Source organism: Photobacterium sagamiensis, assembly GCF_050337085.1.
Classification (GTDB): Bacteria; Pseudomonadota; Gammaproteobacteria; order Enterobacterales; family Vibrionaceae; genus Photobacterium; species Photobacterium sagamiensis.
In genome coordinates this window covers 81,201-102,868 of the sequence record NZ_JAKJSP010000028.1, presented here as the reverse complement: position 1 = coordinate 102,868, position 21,668 = coordinate 81,201, and the positions used below count along the sequence as shown (strand labels likewise).

Here is a 21,668-nt window from a genome sequence, read left to right as displayed (position 1 = left end):
AGTTCATACCATGCGTGGTACCAGTTATATACCACTCTAGGAGTGACACAAAGTTCAGCGCCGATCTCTTTAGGCGTAAGCATACGAGCTAATAATAATATTCCTGCGGCTCGAGTGCGGATATCTCGGTGTATATGGTTCAACGACAGTTGCTGTAGGGTATGACGTTCAAACTCAGTTAGCTGTACAGTACATTGCATCGTGCGGTTCAATCGGCGTGTGTCAGGTGATAATAAAAGTGTAGCTTAATGAATTTGGTTTTCCTTAGGCACTTATTACGGCCTTCTTTACGTTGGAGCTAGGTACCAATTCCATTAATTATCTAACCATTGATCAGATAATTAATAGATTTGGTATTAATATGGCTTACATTATCAGCTTCTCAGTTCCACATCCGTTTGGGGCACACAGCAGCAAGCCAGAACCATTCCATTATCCTTATCTTCAGGAAGTAAAGCGGGCACATCGGGTTGATCGACTTCGCCGGATTCAAGCGTGATTTTACATGCGCCGCATAAACCGGCACGGCAACTGTTCGCTATCATCAGGCCGGCATTTTCAGCTTGTTCCAATAATGGCAGCTGGTTATTACCCTGAAACAGGTTGCCATCAATACTGATGGTAACGTTTTTTGTCTCGTTATTTGCAACACCAGTTTCAGTACCGGCAAGCTGCAAATTTTGCTCACTATTATCAGGATAGATTTCTTTCGGTTTGGTTTCCAGCACCTCAATGGTATCGCCAGCGCGGATGACCCCTTCGTTGAGTGCAACCAGATTATGGCCGAAATAGACGTCACCAGAGTGATCCGCACGGAATGTCGATAAGGTTGCAAGCGGCTCTTTCAAGGAATTAAATTCTGCGGTTTTCGGATTGACCGTCGTCAGTATGCAACGGGCACACGGTTTGACCGCGGCAAATTCCACTTCACCGATACGGATCCGCTTCCAGCTGTCTTCAGCAAAGGCCTCTGTACCTGATACTACAAGGTTGGTACGGAACTGATCCATCGTATGATGCTGGCTGCTGCGATCGTTAAGGGCCTCTAATGAGGCTTCACTGATCACCAATAACGGATAGCCATCGGCAAAACTGACGTTCTGCTGGATTTTTGCTCGCACCCGATTCGACTGTTCACCGGTATAAAGCAGCCGAACATCAACACCGATAATATGAGTAAACCAGGCATCTGCTCTCAATGAAGTGGTATAGGCACTGAACTGATCATTCCAGACCTGAGCATTGGTTTCGGTCATGGTGAAATTCGCATACTTCAACACCAATGGAGACATTCCCGGATAGCTGAGCGTAATACCGTGAGACTGTAGCGTGGCGGTTACCTTGACCATTTGTGGATATTTACGGGCAGTGATCATACTGCCGTCTTTCAGGGCCACCATAAAACGGCGGTCGAAACAGAGCCCCTGCTTTTCAACCCAAGCCTGCGACTGGCTCAATACCCCAATTGATTTCACCGGGAAAACGTTGATTTTAGAAAGCGTCGGGATGTTAGGTAAGACCAGCTCGTGCACGTTAGTTACATCCTTTTATTGATAATGATCAGCTAGAGATATTCTATCGATCTTAACAAATTACACTAGGGCCTGTTTATCTTTCAACATTGTTGCTGCCAAAAGATAAATAAGCCCTAATGGTAACAGTTCAGACAGCACGTACAGACATGCCCTGACTTACTTGTGCTGGTCTGCATCTCTAATCGCCTGACGTGTAAAGCCATCATTGTTCTGCAAAAGTTGTTGTGCCTCTTCTGCGTTAAGGCAGGCAAGGATCATCACAATGGCTGTTTTGCAGTGACCACCGCATGCTTGCAGCGCCGCGTCTGCGTCTTCACGAGTACATTCTGTTGCCGCAACCACAATATTCTTCTGACGCTCAACCAATTTGGCATTGGTCGCTTCTACATCGACCATCAAGTTACCGTAGACCTTGCCAGTGCGGATCATCGCTCCTGTAGTCAGCATATTCAGAACCAGCTTCTGCGCTGTGCCGGCTTTCATACGGGAAGATCCTGTCACCACTTCAGGGCCGACCACAGGGGTGATGCTGATCTCTGCCGCCTCTGTCATCGGGCTTTGCGGGTTGCAACTAATACAGGCAACCGTTGCGCCAACCGATTTAGCATAGGCCATTGCCCCTAGCACATACGGTGTACGACCGCTTGCAGCGATCCCCACTAACACATCTTTCTGGTTAAAGTTGAGCGCTTTCAGATCTCCGGCACCCAATTCACGGTTATCCTCGGCATTTTCTACTGCGCTGAAGATAGCTTGGTGCCCTCCCGCAATCAAACCAACGACCTGCTCTGGTTTCGTGCCGTAAGTTGGCGGGCACTCACTTGCATCCAGAATACCAAGACGGCCGGATGTCCCCGCGCCGGCGTAAATCAGACGGCCACCTTGCTGAAAGGCAACAGCAATGGCATCCACGGCTTTAGCCACTTCCGGCAATGTCTGCTCAACGGCTGTAGCCACTTTTTTATCTTCATCATTGATCACTTTCAGCATATCCAGCGTCGATAAAGTATCGATGTGTTGGCTGGCTTCGTTTCGGCTCTCTGTGATCATCTTTGATAAATCAATCTTCATTATTTCTCTCATTGACAAATTTTTTGGACCAATATCTCATAAATAAGACAACGCTTTCAAATTGTCCCCATATGGGGACTCATCAACTCCCTTCTTATCAGCTATTACCATAGTGATACCATTTTTTTACGCCAGCAAGATCAACCTGATTATCTTGCAGGCGACTAACGCCCAATAAAAGTGTTTAAAGGAATAATCATGAAATTTCAAAGTAAACTACTTTCATTACTTATAGCAATTGCTATATCGGGTTGTGGGGGATCGTCTAGTTCTACAGATTCTCCAGATTCTCCTGAAGTCCCAACTACAAGCCTCTCTGGTAAGGTCGCAGATGGCTACCTAAGCGGGGCAACTGTATGTCTGGATCTAAATCAAAATAAAATTTGCGATACAGGCGAACCATCTGCAACAAGCACTGAAGGTGGCGTTTTTACCTTAGCAGGGGTCACTCAGGCACAAATTGATCAATTTCCGTTGTTGGTAGAGGTAGTTGAGGGCCAGACGATCGATGAAGATAATCCTGGCGTTGCGCTGACGGAAGGTTACACACTGAGTGCGCCGGCCGGTTTTACTTTTGTCAGCCCGATCACCACTATGGTACAAAATGAAGTAGAAAAAGGTAGTACCGCCGCGGATGCTGAAAAGTCAGTTCAAGAAAAACTGGGCACAACTTTACCCTTAAGTGAAGATTATATAGCGGGCCAAAAAGAGGGTAGCAGCGAGGACCTGGCTGAGTTTGAAAGGTTACACCAGGTAGCACAGGTAACAGCCCGTGTTATCGCCAGTAACATGACCAAACTGGAAGATACGGCAGCAAACGAGGGTATTGCCGTCGATAAATTAGTTAGCCTGATTGTCGATGAGGTGTTTGAAGCTCTTGATGAAATTTCGCAGGAAGTCACAAAGGCAGAAGCAGACAGCACCGTCGAATTTAATCCGGATTCCATCGCCACAAATATTGATAGTGAAGTGGTTGCAATTGACCCCAGTACACTGGAAGAGCAAGTTAAACAAAAAGAAGCCGAAAAGTCGGCAGCTGTTGCCAACTTAATTGAATTGATGAAAACAGATGGCATTAATTGGTTCTGGGGTGAAACTGATAGTAATGGAGCTGAGCTAGAATATGGCACATTAAAATTATCAGATGAGACAGTAGAAGATCAGTTTAACGAGTTTGATTTTTGGACAGGTGAATTTGTGTCTGAAACGGTACGGTCAACTGACAACATTAGTCTTAATGTAGATGATGAAACATGGGTACTGACTAAAAGTAATGACTGGATTAACGATAATGAAACAATAACATCAGTTACTGCCAATAATAACTCAATCATACTCCATTATGCGAATGGAGAGCAATTTGATGAAACAGTAACTGGCACTAAAATTGACTTGTCAGGTTTAAACATTGCAACTGCATTAAAGAGCACTGACGGTGATGATACCTGGTCAAAAACTATTAAGATTGATGCTACATTCCCTGAGGGGGCCTTTGGCTACAAGGTTAGTTTCAGCCAACAAGCCATATACCAATTTGAATCACATGACTCATGGTGCCATGATAGTAGTGGAACCTTAGATCAAGAAACTATTAAAGGCCAATTAAACGGAATATGTAACTACATACAAACTCCGACTGCTCAGAGTGGTACATATATTACGACATTATCTGCTCTAAAAGAGAATGAATTACTGGTAGGTTGGCACGGTTCCAATGAGATAACAGCAAAACTCAAGAGTGATGGAACTGTTGATTTTTGGGAAGTTGATGATCTGGAAAGCACACCACTAGCATCTGGCTCTTGGAGCGAGATCAGTGCTTATGACGAAATACTAATAAAGGTAACTGCTCCAGTACCCGTTTATACCTTGACCGACCATTTTAATGACGACGGCACAATTTATTTTGCTGAACATGCAGGATTTGTAAGGAAAGTTTGGGAAGAAACATCTGATAATGATGAATCACTAATTTTTAATGCTGCGGCAAGGGATGCGATCTTAGACAACTTTAGCGTTACTCCCCCTGTAAAAATTGCTATTGCAACGATTAGTGTTGATGGTGCAATCACTGATTGGGATGGTGTAAAACCAACCTTAGTTGATGCTGAAGGGGATGCCGGTATTAGCAGCATGGATCTAACGGCGATATATCTTGCACAGGATGATACTAACCTCTACCTACGCTTAGATAAAGCGTCGTTGAATAAGTTACCAATTGACGGTGCATATTATAATTACTGGGTTTATTTTGAGTCTAATGGTGAGGGCCCAGAGTTTGCTGTATCGCTATTCCATGCTAGAGATAATGCAGACCCAACATTATACCCAAAACCATACCCAAAACCATACCCAACATTATGGAATATAAAGGACTCCGGTCGCAATCCCGATCCTACAGCAGACATAATTGCTGACATAACCAGTGTTCACACTACTTCCCAATACATTGAAGTTGCTGTGCCTAAATTATTAATTGATATAACAGCAAAATATACGCTGGACTTCTTTACGCACTATTCAAATATCGCAGATGCGTGGGATGATAATGAGGAAGAACATGACAACGGAGAGTTGTTAATATCAGGGGTTGTTTTTAAATAGATTTAAATTAGTCAAAAAATAAAATACAAAGATCCCCCCTCCACAAGGGGGATCTGCTTTCGTTACAAAGAGGAGGATTTGACGATGGAGAGAATTCGCCTCTGGAAGGAGCAGTCAGCAAGGAGATCATTTATATCAACATCAATTAGTACGCGTAATCATTCCAAACCATAAATCAAATCAGATGTCTGCATCTTCATTTAATTACCCCTATTAATCCACCACACACAAAAGCAAACACACTGCTTTAATTAAGAGTACATACACAACACCAATCAAATGAATGCCATTTCATTCGATTTTATATATTCCTGCAGCGCAATATTTATATTCCTATTTGGTCAGAGCATTAATTGTATCCATTTAAAAAAAGGCGCATAATCTCGCACCAAAAAATGAGCCAACTGTTCGCGTGTCGCCTCAAAGGTTGTGATCGATGGAAAATAAAATATTAGTTGTAGAAGATAGCCGACCTTTTCGACGCGTAATCGAAATTGAACTCAGAAAAGCCGGGTTTTCACCCGTGTTCGCTGAAAGCATTGCCGACGCCGAAAAAGTACTGGATGAGAATACCGATTTTCTGTGTGCCATTCTTGATTATTGTCTGCCTGATGGCCAGGATGGCGAAATCATTGATGTCTGTCTTTCCGTTGACATTAAAGTGATTGTTCTTACTGCCTTAATGGATGAAAGAACACGTGAAAAAGTGTTGGCGAAAACGGTTATCGACTATATCCCTAAAGACAGCCCAACCTGTATTGCCTCTATCATTCCGATCTTAAAGCGTCTGGAAAATATCAGTGCAGGTGTGGTTAATGGTGATAGTAATATTCATGATCTTATTGGTCGTGCAGACAAATGCTTGTACCAGGCGAAAACCAGTGGCCGTAACGCTATCGCAACAGAGTAAGCGGTTATGGATCGTCGGTAATGATAAGCCTTTACCTTCCATTGTGCACAATAGATAATCAGCTTAATACCAATCGATATAACACCCTATCGAAAATCCAGACTGTCGCTCAACAGCTCAACAGCTCATCAACTAATCAGTTTGGAAGAGTAGCAATCAGCATCATTTTCTGATTGATATAATACGTCCCAACTGGAAACGTCCATTTATGTTGAAATTTTTTGAAAAACTGACATCAGCTTTTCCCGCTCAAGAGCCCGATCAGCCGCCCGAAGGCCTGTTTGCTTTCTGCCGACATTACACCCGTGGATTTGAGCTGCCATTGCTTGCGATGTCACTACTCAGCGCGCTGATAGCGATCATTGAAGTCTCGCTTTTCGGCTTCATGGGACAACTTGTCGACTGGCTGACCACCCATAATCCCGACACATTCCTTGCCGAAGAAGGCGGCAAGTTGATGGGCATGGGGCTTATCGTCTTAATTGTCGTCCCATTGCTGGTGTTGCTGCACTCATTACTGATGCACCAGACCTTGCTGGGTAACTATCCAATGTCTATCCGTTGGCTGGCGCACCGTTACCTGCTTAAACAAAGTGTCTCTTTTTATCAGAACGACTTTGCCGGCCGCATTGCCACCAAAGTGATGCAGACTTCGTTATCTGTTCGTGAAACAGTGATGAAACTGCTGGATGTGCTGGTCTACATTTCGGTCTACTTCACCTCGATGCTTGTCATGATGGCGCAAGCTGATTTTCGCTTAATGCTGCCAATGTTGGTCTGGTTAGCGGCTTATATTGGCATTCAGTTATTATTCGTACCCAAGCTGAAAGCCGTTTCGACCGAGCAGGCAGATGCCCGTTCATTGATGACGGGCCGTATTGTCGACAGTTATACCAATATCGCGACCGTCAAACTGTTCTCTCACACTGATCGGGAAACTGAATATGCCGAGCAAGGCATGAATGGCTTCCTTGATACCGTTCACCGCCAGATGCGTCTGGTAACGGGGATTAACATCAGTGTAGAAATCATCAACTACGCGTTGGTCTTTGCTATTGCTGCTATTTCTATCTGGTTATGGACCGGTTCCGCCATCACCATCGGTGCTATTGCTGTCGCTGTCAGCCTGGCATTGCGTATCAACGGGATGTCGAAATGGATCATGTGGGAAATCGGTGGTCTGTTTGAAAATATCGGTACGGTTATTGATGGTATGCGTACCCTGTCAAAACCTGTCGATATCGTCGACAAACCCAATGCCCCGGCACTGACAGTACGATCTGGCGGAATACAATTTGATAACGTCAGTTTCCACTATGGCGAAAAAAGCGGAGTCATCGAAAAGCTGAACCTGAATATCAAGCCGGGTGAAAAAGTAGGGCTGGTAGGGCGCTCGGGGGCAGGTAAATCAACAATGGTTAACCTGTTAATGCGCTTCCACGATGTGGAGTCAGGAACTATCAGTATTGATGATCAAAATATTGCTGATGTGACTCAAGATTCGCTGCGCGGACAAATTGGTATGGTGACGCAAGATACCTCACTGCTACACCGTTCAATCCGTGAAAACATCTTGTATGGCAATCCTGATGCCAGCGAAGAACAACTACTGGCTGCCACCCGACAGGCACATGCTCATGAGTTTATCAGCACTCTGTCCGACACATATGGCAATACAGGCTACGATGCCCAGGTTGGCGAGCGTGGAGTCAAACTCTCCGGCGGTCAGCGCCAGCGTATCGCTATTTCGCGGGTATTGATAAAGAATGCGCCTATTTTGTTGCTGGATGAGGCAACATCAGCACTGGATTCCGAAGTGGAAGCGGCTATTCAAGAAAGTCTGTACGAGTTAATGATAGGCAAAACGGTTATCGCAATTGCTCACCGGTTATCAACCATTGCCGCCATGGATCGCCTGATTGTTCTCGATAAAGGGGAGATTGTCGAGCAGGGAACGCATCAGGAATTGATCAATAAGAATGGCATTTACGCTCAGCTTTGGGCGCACCAAACTGGCGGTTTTATTGGCAGTGACGTTGAAAACCTGCCGGAAAAATTGTCCCGATTAGTATAATTGCCGGTTAAGCGAAAACTCCTGAATAAAAGGCTCCGGCATGTCGGAGCCTTTTTTCATTTTGTCGCAACCGCTACCAATCCTAAAATTGAATGACGCTAGTTATCGAGAGATATCCTCACCACGTATAACATCACAATATATGTTGGTTTTTCTTAAATTTAAGAATGTCTATCACATTACTTAATACCAAAACGGTGTACAACAAGGTATTACGGACGGTGTGTCATCCCGATGCAAATAAAATCGCTTTCGCATCACACTAATTAAAAAATAACTTAACTGAAATGACTTGTCGCAGTATTAGGCTGCATTAGTAAAGGCATCTTGTAATAGAAGAGATAACCAATGGACATACTTTTTCTAGGCTGGTTAGGAGCAGGGCTCTACCTATCAGCATTTGCGCTCTTGAGCTTGAAGATTATTCCAGCCAACAAACTTTACTTGTTGCTTAATACACTAGGTTCATCCTTGCTGATTATTTATTCATTGGTTATTTCATCGTATCAGATCGCTGTTATTAATAGCCTGTGGATCATCATTAGCCTGTTAGCTCACAAGAAAAAGCTCCCCGTATTTCAACACGTGGATAACCGTACCTTTGCTGCAGGCTTTATCGGGTTGCTGGTTGGCCAAATTGGAGCGCTGTACCATCAGAATATGACTTTGGTGATAGATATGCTGGGCTGGATTTCAACCTGGATATACCTGGCAGGCTACTCGCTTTTTCTTAGTGAAAACATAACATTGCATCAATACAGATGTTGGGGTGTTATCGCTCCTCTAACCATTCTGCCAGTGCTTTATATCGACCAAAACTGGCCGAACTTTGCTTCAAACACTATCTGGATGATCGTCGCACTAATCAGCCTGTTCCGGTCAAGGCAAGTAAGAACAATATTGCCGTGCTAAGGCCTGTTTATCTTTCAACATAATTACTTCAATATTGGAAGATAAACAGCCCCTAGTCGCGCGGCAAATTAATAGACTAGCCAACCCGCGGGATATTATTCAGGTTTTCACCTCTATTTATTTACCATAATATCTAAAATCTGTACGTCGGTTTGAGTCATCGAACCATTGGCTAGCGCTGAAAGATTACGAATTGATGTATCAACATCGTCCGCTACAATCCCTTCGTTGCCCGTCACCCGAATACCATCGAGCGCCATTAACGCAGCCTTTACCGCAGCGCCAGCCGATGACGAGACTTTCATGGCACAACTGGTTTTTGCACCGTCACAGATAATGCCGGCAATATCACCAATCATGCTGCAAATAGCATTACTGATTTTGTCAAAATCACCACCAAGCAACCAGGTCATCCCAGCCACCGCTCCCATGGATGCGGTAGTTGCGCCGCATAGCGCTGAGAGTTTGTTTTGGTGGCTTTTAATATAGATAGCCATTAAATGGGATAGCATTAATGCGCGGATCGTTTTTTCTTGATCGACGTTCAGGAAGTCTGCCACAACGACCACAGGCATCGTCGCCGCAATGCCCTGGTTACCAGAACCTGAATTGCTCATCGCAGGTTTCATTGCACCATCCATGCGGGCATCGGACGCTGCAGAAGTACGACGAAGCACATCGGTTAACAACCCGCCAGACAATAAACCCCGGTCAATATTACGCTGGAACGTTGCACCGATTTGTAAGCCATATTTACCCGTTAACCCCTCAGCAGATAATGCATCATTGAGCTCATAGGATTGTTCAATAAAACGGATATCTTCTAGCGGCGCGTGTAGTGCAAAATCATAAATATCTTCTGCCACAGCTTCTGTAAACGGGTTATCAGACTTATTGCCTGCGTCTGTAGTGGCAGGCTCCGCGATATACGTTGTGATGCCATTTTCTTCAATGGCCACAACATGCGTATGGCTGTCGGCAATAGTGACCGAGACAAATTCAGCACCACTATTTACCGTAACTTTTGCATACAGAATATTACTGACACCAGCGACGCCAACAGAGACACAATCAGCATCAATCAGTGCCTTCGCCTCTGCCACATCTTCAGGCGTAATATTTTTAAGCACTTCCAGTTTTGCTTTTGCATCACCAGCCAGCGCTCCCACCGCAGCAGCAATAGGTAATCCCACCATTCCGGTACCAGGTACACCGACGCCCATTCCGTTTTTCATCAGGTTCGGTGAAACTAACGCCGTTATTTTTTCGGGCTTACCATTTAGTTTTCCCCTGGCAATCGCTGCGGCTAACGCGACTGAAACTGGCTCAGTACAGCCCAAAGCAGGAACAACCTCTCGCTTAACCACATTAATGAAACTATTCCATAGGTGCGTTTTCATTTCTTTCACCTTAATGCATGCAACGCAGACATGATCGACTAACCACCATCAACGGTTGCTTGAAATGTATTTTTGCAAAGGGCTAACCCTTAACTTTCTATGGCATTAATATACGGTGTCTTCTAAGGAATATTTTCGCTTTTTTTGCTAGCAATTCACTTTTATATAGAAAAATTTTCTCCAATTACGCGCTTGAAAAGATGGTTTGTTATAGTGATCACAGTTTATGCCTTTCGTCCCGCCCATTTTTTACCAATTATCAATATAGGGGCAAGCACACATATGGAAATAACAAACCACTGAAAGTTATTTACCCCGGCGACAGCAGCCGTCTGGGTTTTTAATTGCCCACTTAGCAAGGTGGCAACCCGGGCAGGAGTCGCTTCCAGCATGCCATTTTGCAAAACCTGAACCATTGCATTCTGGTAGTGAATAAAGGCGTTATTGGTTTCATTGAAGTTTTCACCCAGCACATTCATCACGCCAGAGGCTTCTTTGCTCATTAAACGGGAGAACAAAGCAACTCCAGCAAGACCGCCGAGTGTCCGGAACAGATAAAAGTAGCTGACCCCTTGAGGAATATGCTTTTTATCAAAGCTGGAAAGAATCGAGATGGTCACGGTAACATTCAGAACACCGACACCAAAACCACGTAATAGCAGTGCCAGCCACATGTCGCTTTCACCGCTTGAGGCATTACTGGTGGAAAGAAATGCGCTGGAAATCAGGATCATCAGTACCCCGGCAGGAACCACCGCATCGGCTTTTAACCGCGGATGGTTACTGATCCAGATACTGACCACCAGCCCCAGTAACATCGTGCCGAAAGCGGGAACCTGGATCCAACCCAGCTCGCTATGACTATAACGCAACACCCCCGAAAGATAACTGGTAATCAGCATCGATGTGCCCAGCACGGCAAACCCCGCTAGGGCACCGTTGTACATCGAGACTATGTTCTTACCTGAAGCCAACACATCAGAGCGAAGATACTCGCCGCTTCCCCACTGTTTTCTGATCGCAAAGACACAAAGCAGGATCAGAGCTGCAGCTATCATGGCAGCATCAATGATGACAGGGCTGTCAAACCAGTTGTAGAACTGGCCACGCATCAGCACAAATACCACACCCGAGATGGCAGCTGTCATTAAGCAAGCCTGGATCAGGTTAAACGTGACAGGCTGTTTCTCATCTTCACCAGGGAAGGGACGTAACCAAAGCCAACCTACCAATGCGATATAGAAAATAATCTGGACAGCGAAAGAGAATTGCCAAAGGTTGCTTTCAGCCAGCTCGGCAAATATCCATGGGTATACCCCGAAAGGCAAGAGGGTGGTCATAAGCAGCATACAACCCTCGGCATAAGCAATTTCTCTGACCGTTAGATTTCGCAGTACCAATACCTGCGCCGCGACAAGCATGGCGCTGGCGGCAATGCCGTGGCCGAACCATGCCAGATAGTGGGCTGGTTCCACCATTGTAAAACCACTGATTACAGCGCTGGTTAAACCGATAACAACACCGGCACCGAATATGCGAGTCGCACCAAAACGATAAGTCAGCCAGGAAGCAAAAGGCAGCATGACCAATTGGGCCAGGATATAAAGGATGTTGAACCAGGATGCGTCATCTGCCGATAAGCCCAAGGCTCCGGCCATCTCAGCAGCACTTGCGTTATAGATTGCTGACGTGATGCCAAACGGGATCATTGCCAGCGATACAAGCAGAATAAGTTCATAGCGCCGGTTCATCATTATACCCCTGTATTACGGGTGCTTACGGCACTGTTGGTAAGAACAATAACCTCGGCAGACAAGCCCGGCACAACGCGGCCTTTGAGCTCTGCGGGGATCTCCAGCTGAATTTTCACTGGCACGCGCTGAACCACTTTGACGAAATTACCCGTCGAGTTATCCGGTGGAAGCAAGCTGAATTGGGTACCGGTAGACGGTGAGATACTGCTCACCGTGCCTTTGAGCTGCGTGTCAGGGAACATATCTAATACCACATCCACTTTCTGCCCGGGTTTCACATTGGTCAGCTGGGTTTCTTTATAGTTGGCTTCCAGCCACAGATCATCGACTGGCACGATAGCCAGAATCCCTGAACCCGCTTTGATAAACTTGCCCACCTGCAGGGAGCGGTTACCCACGATCCCGCTGATCGGCGCAAGTATCTTCGTGTCTTCCAGTGCCAGCTCACTCAGATCTAGTCCCGCTTTAGCCTGCTGTTGCTGCGCCAGCAATTGTGAGCGCTCTGTATGTAAGGTTTTAAGCTGTTGGTTAGCTGCCGCCAGTTGGAGTTGTGTTGCCTCAAGGTTGGCACTGGATTCTATTGCTTTGGTTTTTTGCAAATCGTGCTGGGTCTTACTTATCGCGCCATTTTTAACCAACTTGGAATAGCGAACCAATTCTCTTTGCTGGAGCCCATTTTCTGCTTTTGCGATATCAAGATAAGCCGCCGTTTCTTTGATCTTTACCTGCTGTAAATCAATTCGCGCCAGATTGTTGTCCAGTGTCGCTTCAGCCATTGCCAGAACGGCTTGCGCCTGATCTCGGCGAGCAACGTAATCACGGTCATCAATGGTTGCCAGTAGTTCCCCGGCTTCTACCTGCTGATTATCTGTGACAAATATTTGAGTAACGCGGCCTGAAGCTTCAGCACTGATTTGGGTGATCTCGCCATGCACATAGGCGTTTTCGGTTTTCACCTGATCGGCCTTAGGCGCAAAGGTACTGTAGATTGTGCAACCCGAAACAGCCAAGGCCAGAGCGACCACACTCGCTTTAATTTTTGTTTTCATATCTTATCTTCCCACTGACTTTCAGTATCGTACTGGACAGTACGATAAATCATTTGATATATTTAGTTCAAGTAATATTTAATGCCTGGTTGTAAAAACATCAGCGAAACAGGAACAAATGTTGCGGATCAGAGATAGAAGGTTTAGGTCATAAATTGCATGAAATTGAGAGAACTGGTCTAATGTAGCCAGATAATGAGGTATTGAAATGCGTCCATCAACCCTGAAAAAGCAACAGAAAATCATTGAAGTAGCAACTAAGCTATTTTTCGAGCAAGGCTATCCTGAAACCAGTATGGATCAAATCATTGAACAGTGCGGGGGCTCAAAACAGACCCTCTACCGTTACTTTGGTGACAAAAAAGGAATTCTGGTCGAAGTTATTACCCAGTGCACAGAAGAAATGGAAGCGGTGTTTCAGTTTGAACCTGACAGCGAGATCCCGCTGGACGAGCAACTGACTCAATTTGGCTATGAGTACATCAAAGCACTTTGTTCGCCGGAGTTACTCAATATGTACCGAGTCATATCAGCCGAATCACGCCACGATAAAGAGCTGGCCGCACTTTTCTTATCCCGTGGGCCGCACCGTATTCACGACCTGCTCACTGATTTTCTGCTAAGTCAGGTTAAGCAAGAAAAGCTTAAGTTAGATGATCCTAAATTTGCCTGTACCCAGTTACTGAGCATGCTAAGAGGTGATTATTTCCAGGAAGCGCTGGTAGGCATGGACATCCCGACAGATCAGGAAATGAAACAATATGCCTCTCAGGCCGTGAAGTGTTTCTTATATGGTTATGCCGCATAGGCGAAGAATGAGCTTGATGACAGACTAATAACCTGAACCAATTGAGTCTGTCTGATCAAGCGATGGTAGAAGATGGTGTTGCTTACTCAGCAGATTAGTAAACTCTTCCGGTGATAAAGGATGACTAAAATAATAACCTTGTAACTCATCGCAATATTTATGGGCCAGGTAGTCCATCTGTGATTTAGTCTCAACACCTTCTGCGATAACCTTAAGCCCTAAGCTGTGAGCCATCGCAATGATGGCTAATACAATGGCGCTATCATCACCATTCTGGGGGATATCACTGACAAAAGCACGGTCAATTTTAAGTCGGTCGATAGGAAAGCGTTTGAGATAACTCAAACTGGAATAACCCGTACCAAAATCATCAATGGCTAAATCGACTCCCATATATTTGATTTTTTTCATACATTCAATCGCATGTTCAACATTACGCATCAACATACTTTCCGTGATTTCCAATTCCAGATAATGAGGAGCCAAGCCCGTTTCCTGCAAAATATCAGCGGTAACCTTGGCTAAATTAGTTTGTTCAAATTGCCGGGCTGAGAGGTTGACGGCTATACGCATGGCTGGATACCCCAATTCCTGCCACTTTCTTGCCTGTTTACAGGCTGTTCTAAGTACCCATTCACCGATAGGAATAATCAATCCGGTCTGCTCGGCGATGGGAATAAAAGTATCAGGCGGTATGTTTCCCATAACGGGATGATGCCAACGCAACAGGGCTTCGGATCCGACTATTGTATTCGTGCTCAGATTAAGCTGTGGTTGATACACCAATTGGAATTCATCATTAGCCAGTGCACTGTGTAATGACTGTTCTATGGCCAGGTGATTGAGATTGCCTATACCCATTGAGGCATTATAAAATTGATAGCACCCTTTACCATTGTGTTTAGCTTTGTACAAAGCTGTATCAGCATACTTAAACAGGCTTTCTATATCACTACCATCATTGGGAAAGAGCGCAATACCAATACTGCAGCTAATAGAAATGCTGTAACCCGTAAGCTGGAAAGGCTCTGCCAGGGCCTTTAGCAGTCGTTTGGCAACAACCGAAGGAATCTCAGAGTGACATAAATGGGGAAGAAAAATGGTAAATTCATCCCCGCCCAGCCGAGCAGTGATCAAATCTTCCGGTGAGGATCTGCCACCTATATCGGACAAGCGCAAAATGCCGCTCAGGCGTTGACCAACGGCTTTTAGCAACAGATCACCGATGGCGTGTCCCAATGTATCATTGATGCGTTTAAAGTTATCCAGATCAAGAAAGAGTACCGCGGCTAAAGACTGTTCGCGCTGGGTTTTTAGCAGTGCTTGCTCAGCCAGGCGCTTAAAATGGTAGCGATTTGATAAACCGGTGAGACTATCGGTTTCGGCCAATCGGCGGATCTCGGCTTCGGCCTGCTTTAATTCAGTAATATCATGAAATACATAGAGCGTTTCACCTCGAAAACCACTCAAAGCACCTAATTGGGTTACAGAAAATAATACATGTTTATGCCCGTTATTCCCCCTCAGAACCAAACCTAATTGACTCATGATTGCACCATCACGCTCTATAGTCTGAGTCAGATCGGCTCTTTCACTATCATTTAAGTCGAGAAATTCCAATGGTTTCAGTTCTAACAATTCCGATTCCGTCACATCAAACAAAGCGGTAACCGCCGGATTCATCATCCGGACTTTTCCCGATGCGGTCGTGACCATCACAGCATCTTGCATACTTTGCAGAACTTGATCCAACTGATCCCGGGTGATAATAGTCCTTCTCAGATCATCGACCATCGTGCGATAAGCCGCTGCCAAATCACCAATTTCATCGCGACGATTAACGGTAATCTTTGCTTCATAGTCGCCACGACCGACACGGAGTAGCTGCTTAGTCAGGTTGACGATCGGTGCGCTCAGGCTCCGAGAAAAAAACAAAGAAACGAACAAAGAAAAAACAATAAGAACCATGCCCATAATCAACAGTGACTGCTGGCTTTCGTTTCGAATGATTTGTCCGTTAGCAAGAAGTACCGCCTGAAGATTATCAAGCTGAGTGGTCAACGATGTAAGAGGCAGGGAGATATAAATACCGCCAACGGTCTCGTTAAAGATTCTTACCGGGGCAAAAACATGAATGGATTCACGCCCGTGATAAGCAACAAGATTGCCAGGAATGACCGTTAAGTCAGATTGCAAATCCAGAATATTACTTCCGCTCAGTTTTACCTCCGAAGTGCCATCGTGCAAAACTGAGCCGGTTTTATCGTAAACATAAATTTGCGAAATATCATACTCAGCATGGAGCGCATAGATTAGCTCACCAATCGCATCGACATCACTCAATATTAGCGGGTTAGTAAGAGCGCCAGCACTCATTGCTGCAAGTTGATAGCCGCGTTGTTCGTACTGCTCGATAATCGCCTGCCGTAATACGCGCTCACTCTCCAACCTCATATTGCTAATGCCCTTATCTGCCTGATGACTAAGAATCACAGATGTCATGCTGAACATAAGCAAAAGCAACAGACTGATCACAATAAAGTACTGATAGCGAATACGCATATTAGCTCTCTCTAACTATAGTGATGAATCATGCTTTTTAAGTTGCTCATGAAACCAGGTGAGTTCGCCCTCTTTTAGTAACTCATACCCGGTAACACCTCGGTAGCGCTTTAGTTCCTTAATATCTTCAGGATCATTTGCTACAGCCAGCAAGACATTTTGAATTTCAAGTTTGAGCGGCTCTGACAAGTCACTCCTGACTGCCCAAACCGCTCTTGGAAACGGTTCAGTACGGTGAAAAACACGCAGTTTCTTCTTTAGTCCTTCTGGAATATATTTAGGATCATTCCAGTCACGGCTGCTGATTGCTCCGGCCTGCACCCATTCAGAGGATACCCACTGGGCAATATTGACTTCTTTCTTTGCAAAGAGGTAGCCAATATGGGTTTGTTCCGGAGTGACTTCTCTGCTATCTACCTCAACCAAAGGCAGCCCCTGAGACTCAAGCACCATTCGGGGAACAAAATACGAGGGGGTTGAATGCTGGGTCTCGAAGGCGATTTTTTGTCCGAGCAGATCAGAAAGTTCATTAATCTCACTTGCCTTACTGGTTACAAAGAGAGTCTGGTAACTTTTCATACCATTGCGCCACTCCTTTAGTAACAACTCAGCACCCGCTTGCTCTTTAAGCACAATGGCGGTGTACACAGATGCGGGGACGATATCGACCTTACCATCACGAACATACTCACTCATCTGCTGCTGACTTGTTGCAAAAACCACTTCCCAATCAGAGACACCCGCCTGATTAAGGCGTTTTACCAAAAAATCCCCGAGTGTCTTGTATTTGGGGTAGTCTTTTCGCGGATTGACCGAGATGCGCCCCAGCTTCAGGACATAGCCCTTCACAGACTCAACAGAATCTGTTTGATTAGTCTCAGAACCAGCCTGAGCAGGCGTAACAATACCGACCAAGCACATCGTGATAGCGATAGACAGAGTACGAAAAATACAACGAAGCGAACCGATTTCCATTCCAGTATCCTTTTAATTAAGGTTTATCCAATTACCCAAAAATCTAAGTGCTCTTGGCTCCAGCCCAATTGAAACCTTGATTTGCAAGGTATACGGCGGCATATGCTTAAATAACTAGACACTCAATAGTGTTCCTCTTGTGATTAACACTGCCATACTCCTTCTACATATTAGTCCTAATATTTTGATTTAGGCGAATATTACATCAAAAACAATGACACCGACTTCATATGCAACTAATAAGACCCCTTCTGAGCCGCCTGCTACAGATGCCTAGAAACAATGACATTCCAATAAGAAATATCATTAAGAAACCTCTTTTCTTATAAGCCGTCGTAATTTATAAGATGAGTCGGTTAGCAAGATGTTTTCACAACGGAATTAATAATGGTGGTCGTCAAGTAGGACCTTTATACCCAAACCACTTCAAGATGCATGATTCAGAGCTTCCTCTGGGAATTCAATTCAAGCGAAATAATTGATGGTATTTGTGGCGGGTTCTGACGATTTCTTGCAAATCAAAAAATAACCCCGCAAAAACGGGGTTATAGCAATCAGGAAAATCAAATGACCATTCAGCTTTTTTACAGCAGAGCCCGCTCAATTTCATTCAAACTACTAGGGTCATCAATAGTCGATGGCACGACATATTGTTCACCGTCGGCAATCTGTCTGATCACCCGCCGTAAAATTTTACCTGAACGGGTTTTCGGTAAACGATCCACTATCAATGCACGTTTAAAGCATGCTACTGCGCCGATCTTAGCGCGTACCTGTTGCAGCAATTCAGCCTCGATCGCACCATTTTCGGAGATGTAGCCGTCTTTCAGCACCACCAGCCCTAATGGCAACTGGCCTTTAAGTTCATCATGAATGCCGATAACCGCACATTCCGCAACGGCTTCGTGTGCCCCCACGACTTCTTCCATCTCCCCCGTTGATAACCGATGACCCGCGACATTAATCACATCGTCAATTCGTCCCATCACAAACAGGTAGCCATCTTCGTCGATGTAACCGCCATCACCCGAGACGTAATAGCCCGGGAACTGGCTAAGGTAACCCGATTCAAACCGGTCGTGATTGCGCCAGACAGTCGGTAAACAACTCGGAGGCAAGGGCCGCTTTATCGCAATGTAGCCTTGCCCGTTAGCCACCTGAGGTTTACCCAGCTCATTGAGTACTTCGACCTGATAGCCGGGGAGCGGTTTGGTTGTCGAGCCTGGTTTCAGACTGAAACTCTCCAGGCCAAGCGGGTTACCTGCTATTGCCCATCCCGTTTCGGTTTGCCACCAGTGATCAACCACTGGTCGCCCTGTTTTACTTTCTACCCATTCCAGCGTCGGCGGATCTAAACGTTCGCCCGCCATAAATATCGTCCGCAATTTCGGCATCGGATATTGCGCTAATAGCTCGCCATCGGGATCTTCTTTTTTAATGGCCCGGAACGCCGTAGGAGCAGAAAACAGCACACTGACACCATATTCCTCGCACACTCGCCAGAATGCTGCGGGATCCGGCGTACGTACGGGCTTGCCTTCATACATAATGGTGGTGCAGCCATGAATAAGCGGGGCATAAACAATATAAGAGTGGCCGACGACCCAGCCGACATCCGATGCCGCCCAGTACACTTCCCCCGGCTTTACATTGTAAATCGTACTCATGCTGTATTGCATTGCGACAGCATGGCCCCCGTTATCACGCACAACCCCTTTGGGTTTTCCCGTGGTACCGGAGGTATAAAGAATGTACAGCGGATCGGTCGCTTTCACAGGTACACAATCATGGGGCTGGGCGCGGTTAAGCAATGCCGTCCAGTCAGCATCCCGCTGCTGGCTTAATTCTGCCAGACATTCTTTACGCTGATATACCACTACACTATCGGGCTTCCAGCGGCTATCCATGATCGCCTGATCCACCAAAGGCTTGTACGGGATCACTTTGCTGATTTCGACACCGCACGATGCGGTCATCAACACCTTCGGCTCGGCATCTTCAATTCTGACCGCCAGTTCATTGGGGGCAAAACCGCCAAAGACCACCGAATGAATCGCTCCCAATCGGGCACAGGCAAGCATCGCCATGGCCGCCTCGGGGATCATTGGCATGTAAATCACCACCCGATCCCCTTTGCCAACCCCTAAACTCGCCAGCATACCGGCCGTTTTCGCGACCTGATCCCGTAATACGCGGTAGCTGTACCGGGCTTTTTTTCCGGTTACCGGGGAGTCATAAATAAGTGCCGTTTGATCACCCCGGCCATTGTCGACATGGTGATCCAACGCCAGATAAGCGGTATTTAATTCACCATCGGCGAACCAGCGCTCAATACCGTGCTCATCCTGACTTAAGATAGTTTGGGGAAACCGGAACCAGGCAATAGATTGCGCTTGCTGTTTCCAGAAAATTTCCGGCTCCTTTGCCGCTAAATCAAAAGCGTCCTGATAGGCTGACATAGTGGTCTCCTTTCGCCTATTCAAGTGAGCTGGCTGATAGGCTCTGCCAGCAATCTCGATATGAAATTCTAGATAATGATGGTTATGGGTTTGCTTAGTTAATAACAAACAGCGCCATAAATTCATCAACCGGCGTGGCTTCTAACTTCGCCTGATCGCAACACAAATCGAAAATTTTCTGACAGGTTCCCTCTGGGAATCGGGTCTGCAGGTTACGCTTGAATTTGCGTTCCAGCACCGGGATCCCTTCTTCACGGCGACGACGGTGACCAATCGGATATTCCACTGCGACTTTTTCAGTCGCGGTGCCATCACTGAAAAACACCTGAATGGCATTGGCAATGGAGCGCTTATCGGATTCCAGATATTCCGCGCTGTAACGGGGATCTTCTTTAATTTCCATCTTGTTACGCAACACATCAATACGGGCGTCACCACGGTGGAAATCATCTTCATAATGCTCAGCAATCAAATCGCCATGCAACAGCGGGACGGCAATCATGTATTGCAGGCAGTGATCGCGATCTGCCGGGTTAGCCAGACCCCCCGATTTTGAAATGATCCGAATTGCCGATTCATGTGTTGTCACTTCAATGTGGTCAATGTCATCAATACGATCTTTGACTTGTTCATGCAGCTGAACCGCACATTCCACAGCCGTCTGCGCATGGAACTCTGCCGGGAATGCAATTTTGAACAAGACATTGTCCATGACATAGCTGCCAAACGGCTGGTTGACTTTAAACTGCTCGCCTTTAAACAGCACATCGTAATATCCCCATTGAGGCGCAGTCAGTACTGATGGCAGCCCCATCTCCCCTTTCATGGTGATCATCGCCAGGCGAACCGCACGAGAAGTGGCATCGCCTGCCGCCCACGATTTACGGGAGCCGGCATTCGGTGCATGGCGATAGGTACGCAATGAACACCCGTCGACCCATGCCTGAGATACGGCATCAATGATCTGCTCTTTGCTGCCGCCAAGCATTTTAGTCACCACTGCCGTTGAGGCAACGCGTACCAGCAATACATGGTCGAGTCCTACGCGGTTATAGCTGTTTTCCAGTGCCAGCACGCCCTGGATTTCATGGGCTTTGATCATCGCAGTCAGTACATCACGCATGGTGAGCGCCGCTTTACCTTGAGAGACGGCTACCCGGCTCAGGTAATCTGCGGTTGCCAGAATACCGCCGAGGTTGTCAGAGGGGTGGCCCCACTCGGCTGCCAGCCAGGTATCGTTGAAATCAAGCCAGCGAATAATGCAGCCGATGTTGAAAGCCGCCATGACCGGATCGAGTTCATGGGAGGTTCCCGGTACGCGGGCCCCATTACGTACTGTCGTTCCCGGCACAATCGGTCCGAGGTGCTTGGTACACTCAGGAAAACGCAGTGCTAACAAACCGCAGCCTAAAGTATCGATCAAACAGTTACGGGCGGTGTCGTACACTTCTGGTGAATTAATTTCTGTATTGGCAACATAATCGGCAATTTGCACTAACAGTTCATCAGGTGCCGGACGTTCATTCATTTCGACATTCATGCTCATGGTTTACTC

At 46.1% G+C, this 21,668-nt stretch carries 15 protein-coding genes; 5 read left to right on the top strand and 10 right to left on the bottom strand.

What is annotated here, in order from left to right:
* The 3 genes from L4D76_RS14780 to murQ form a co-directional block, all read right to left on the bottom strand.
* A partial coding sequence (locus L4D76_RS14780) for a helix-turn-helix domain-containing protein (protein ID WP_428441654.1) occupies positions 1–200 on the bottom strand: 200 nt, incomplete at its 3' end.
* Between the two features lie 174 nt (positions 201–374).
* Entirely contained in the window at positions 375–1,532 is a 1,158-nt protein-coding gene (locus L4D76_RS14775) for a YcbX family protein (protein ID WP_428441653.1), read from the bottom strand.
* A 159-nt stretch (positions 1,533–1,691) separates the two neighbouring features.
* Positions 1,692–2,606, bottom strand: a complete 915-nt coding sequence (gene murQ, locus L4D76_RS14770; protein ID WP_428441652.1) for an N-acetylmuramic acid 6-phosphate etherase — start codon at positions 2,604–2,606, stop codon at positions 1,692–1,694.
* A gap of 198 nt (positions 2,607–2,804) precedes the next feature.
* Here murQ and L4D76_RS14765 point away from each other — a divergent pair, with 198 nt between their 5' ends.
* The 4 genes from L4D76_RS14765 to L4D76_RS14750 all read left to right on the top strand — a co-directional run bounded on the left by L4D76_RS14765 (position 2,805) and on the right by L4D76_RS14750 (position 9,106).
* On the top strand, positions 2,805–5,210 hold the full coding sequence (locus L4D76_RS14765) for a hypothetical protein (RefSeq protein ID WP_428441651.1): 2,406 nt from the start codon (positions 2,805–2,807) through the stop codon (positions 5,208–5,210).
* A 436-nt stretch (positions 5,211–5,646) separates the two neighbouring features.
* Positions 5,647–6,120 (top strand): response regulator, encoded by a 474-nt coding sequence (locus L4D76_RS14760; RefSeq protein WP_428441650.1) that lies wholly within the window; start codon positions 5,647–5,649, stop codon positions 6,118–6,120.
* A gap of 208 nt (positions 6,121–6,328) precedes the next feature.
* Positions 6,329–8,194 (top strand): ABC transporter ATP-binding protein, encoded by a 1,866-nt coding sequence (locus tag L4D76_RS14755; RefSeq protein ID WP_428441649.1) that lies wholly within the window; start codon positions 6,329–6,331, stop codon positions 8,192–8,194.
* Between the two features lie 348 nt (positions 8,195–8,542).
* Complete coding sequence (locus tag L4D76_RS14750; RefSeq protein ID WP_428441648.1) at positions 8,543–9,106, top strand: CBU_0592 family membrane protein; 564 nt, start codon at positions 8,543–8,545, stop codon at positions 9,104–9,106.
* A gap of 113 nt (positions 9,107–9,219) precedes the next feature.
* Here the strand turns inward: L4D76_RS14750 and L4D76_RS14745 are convergent, their stop codons facing one another.
* From L4D76_RS14745 to L4D76_RS14735, 3 genes are all read right to left on the bottom strand, one after another.
* Complete coding sequence (locus L4D76_RS14745; RefSeq protein ID WP_428441647.1) at positions 9,220–10,506, bottom strand: L-cysteine desulfidase family protein; 1,287 nt, start codon at positions 10,504–10,506, stop codon at positions 9,220–9,222.
* Positions 10,507–10,730: 224 nt separating this feature from the next.
* Positions 10,731–12,260 (bottom strand): MFS transporter, encoded by a 1,530-nt coding sequence (locus tag L4D76_RS14740; protein ID WP_428441646.1) that lies wholly within the window; start codon positions 12,258–12,260, stop codon positions 10,731–10,733.
* Positions 12,260–13,309, bottom strand: a complete 1,050-nt coding sequence (locus L4D76_RS14735; RefSeq protein WP_428441645.1) for an HlyD family secretion protein — start codon at positions 13,307–13,309, stop codon at positions 12,260–12,262. Before L4D76_RS14735 ends, L4D76_RS14740 begins: the two co-directional genes overlap by 1 nt.
* Positions 13,310–13,517: 208 nt before the next feature.
* Between L4D76_RS14735 and L4D76_RS14730 the strand changes: the two genes are divergently transcribed.
* Positions 13,518–14,117, top strand: coding sequence for a TetR/AcrR family transcriptional regulator (locus L4D76_RS14730; protein WP_428441644.1), 600 nt, complete (start codon positions 13,518–13,520; stop codon positions 14,115–14,117).
* Between the two features lie 24 nt (positions 14,118–14,141).
* Here L4D76_RS14730 and L4D76_RS14725 read toward each other — a convergent pair whose 3' ends face one another.
* The 4 genes from L4D76_RS14725 to L4D76_RS14710 all read right to left on the bottom strand — a co-directional run bounded on the left by L4D76_RS14725 (position 14,142) and on the right by L4D76_RS14710 (position 21,659).
* Positions 14,142–16,679 carry an EAL domain-containing protein gene (locus L4D76_RS14725; protein WP_428441643.1) on the bottom strand — a complete coding sequence of 846 codons (2,538 nt, stop codon included), beginning with the start codon at positions 16,677–16,679 and terminating at the stop codon, positions 14,142–14,144.
* 15 nt (positions 16,680–16,694) lie between these two features.
* Complete coding sequence (locus tag L4D76_RS14720) at positions 16,695–17,654, bottom strand: phosphate/phosphite/phosphonate ABC transporter substrate-binding protein (RefSeq protein ID WP_428441642.1); 960 nt, start codon at positions 17,652–17,654, stop codon at positions 16,695–16,697.
* A 584-nt stretch (positions 17,655–18,238) separates the two neighbouring features.
* Positions 18,239–20,137, bottom strand: coding sequence for a propionyl-CoA synthetase (locus L4D76_RS14715; protein ID WP_428441660.1), 1,899 nt, complete (start codon positions 20,135–20,137; stop codon positions 18,239–18,241).
* 70 nt (positions 20,138–20,207) lie between these two features.
* Positions 20,208–21,659 carry a bifunctional 2-methylcitrate dehydratase/aconitate hydratase gene (locus tag L4D76_RS14710; RefSeq protein ID WP_428441641.1) on the bottom strand — a complete coding sequence of 484 codons (1,452 nt, stop codon included), beginning with the start codon at positions 21,657–21,659 and terminating at the stop codon, positions 20,208–20,210.
* Positions 21,660–21,668: the final 9 nt, after the last annotated feature.

Coding starts and splice junctions, on each gene's coding strand:
- L4D76_RS14725 (WP_428441643.1), bottom strand. CDS start 16,679: ATGCGTATTCGCTATCAGTACTTTATTGTGATCAGTCTGTTGCTTTTG.
- murQ (WP_428441652.1), bottom strand. CDS start 2,606: ATGAAGATTGATTTATCAAAGATGATCACAGAGAGCCGAAACGAAGCC.
- L4D76_RS14735 (WP_428441645.1), bottom strand. CDS start 13,309: ATGAAAACAAAAATTAAAGCGAGTGTGGTCGCTCTGGCCTTGGCTGTT.
- L4D76_RS14755 (WP_428441649.1), top strand. CDS start 6,329: ATGTTGAAATTTTTTGAAAAACTGACATCAGCTTTTCCCGCTCAAGAG.
- L4D76_RS14720 (WP_428441642.1), bottom strand. CDS start 17,654: ATGGAAATCGGTTCGCTTCGTTGTATTTTTCGTACTCTGTCTATCGCT.
- L4D76_RS14710 (WP_428441641.1), bottom strand. CDS start 21,659: ATGAGCATGAATGTCGAAATGAATGAACGTCCGGCACCTGATGAACTG.
- L4D76_RS14740 (WP_428441646.1), bottom strand. CDS start 12,260: ATGATGAACCGGCGCTATGAACTTATTCTGCTTGTATCGCTGGCAATG.
- L4D76_RS14765 (WP_428441651.1), top strand. CDS start 2,805: ATGAAATTTCAAAGTAAACTACTTTCATTACTTATAGCAATTGCTATA.
- L4D76_RS14750 (WP_428441648.1), top strand. CDS start 8,543: ATGGACATACTTTTTCTAGGCTGGTTAGGAGCAGGGCTCTACCTATCA.
- L4D76_RS14730 (WP_428441644.1), top strand. CDS start 13,518: ATGCGTCCATCAACCCTGAAAAAGCAACAGAAAATCATTGAAGTAGCA.
- L4D76_RS14745 (WP_428441647.1), bottom strand. CDS start 10,506: ATGAAAACGCACCTATGGAATAGTTTCATTAATGTGGTTAAGCGAGAG.
- L4D76_RS14760 (WP_428441650.1), top strand. CDS start 5,647: ATGGAAAATAAAATATTAGTTGTAGAAGATAGCCGACCTTTTCGACGC.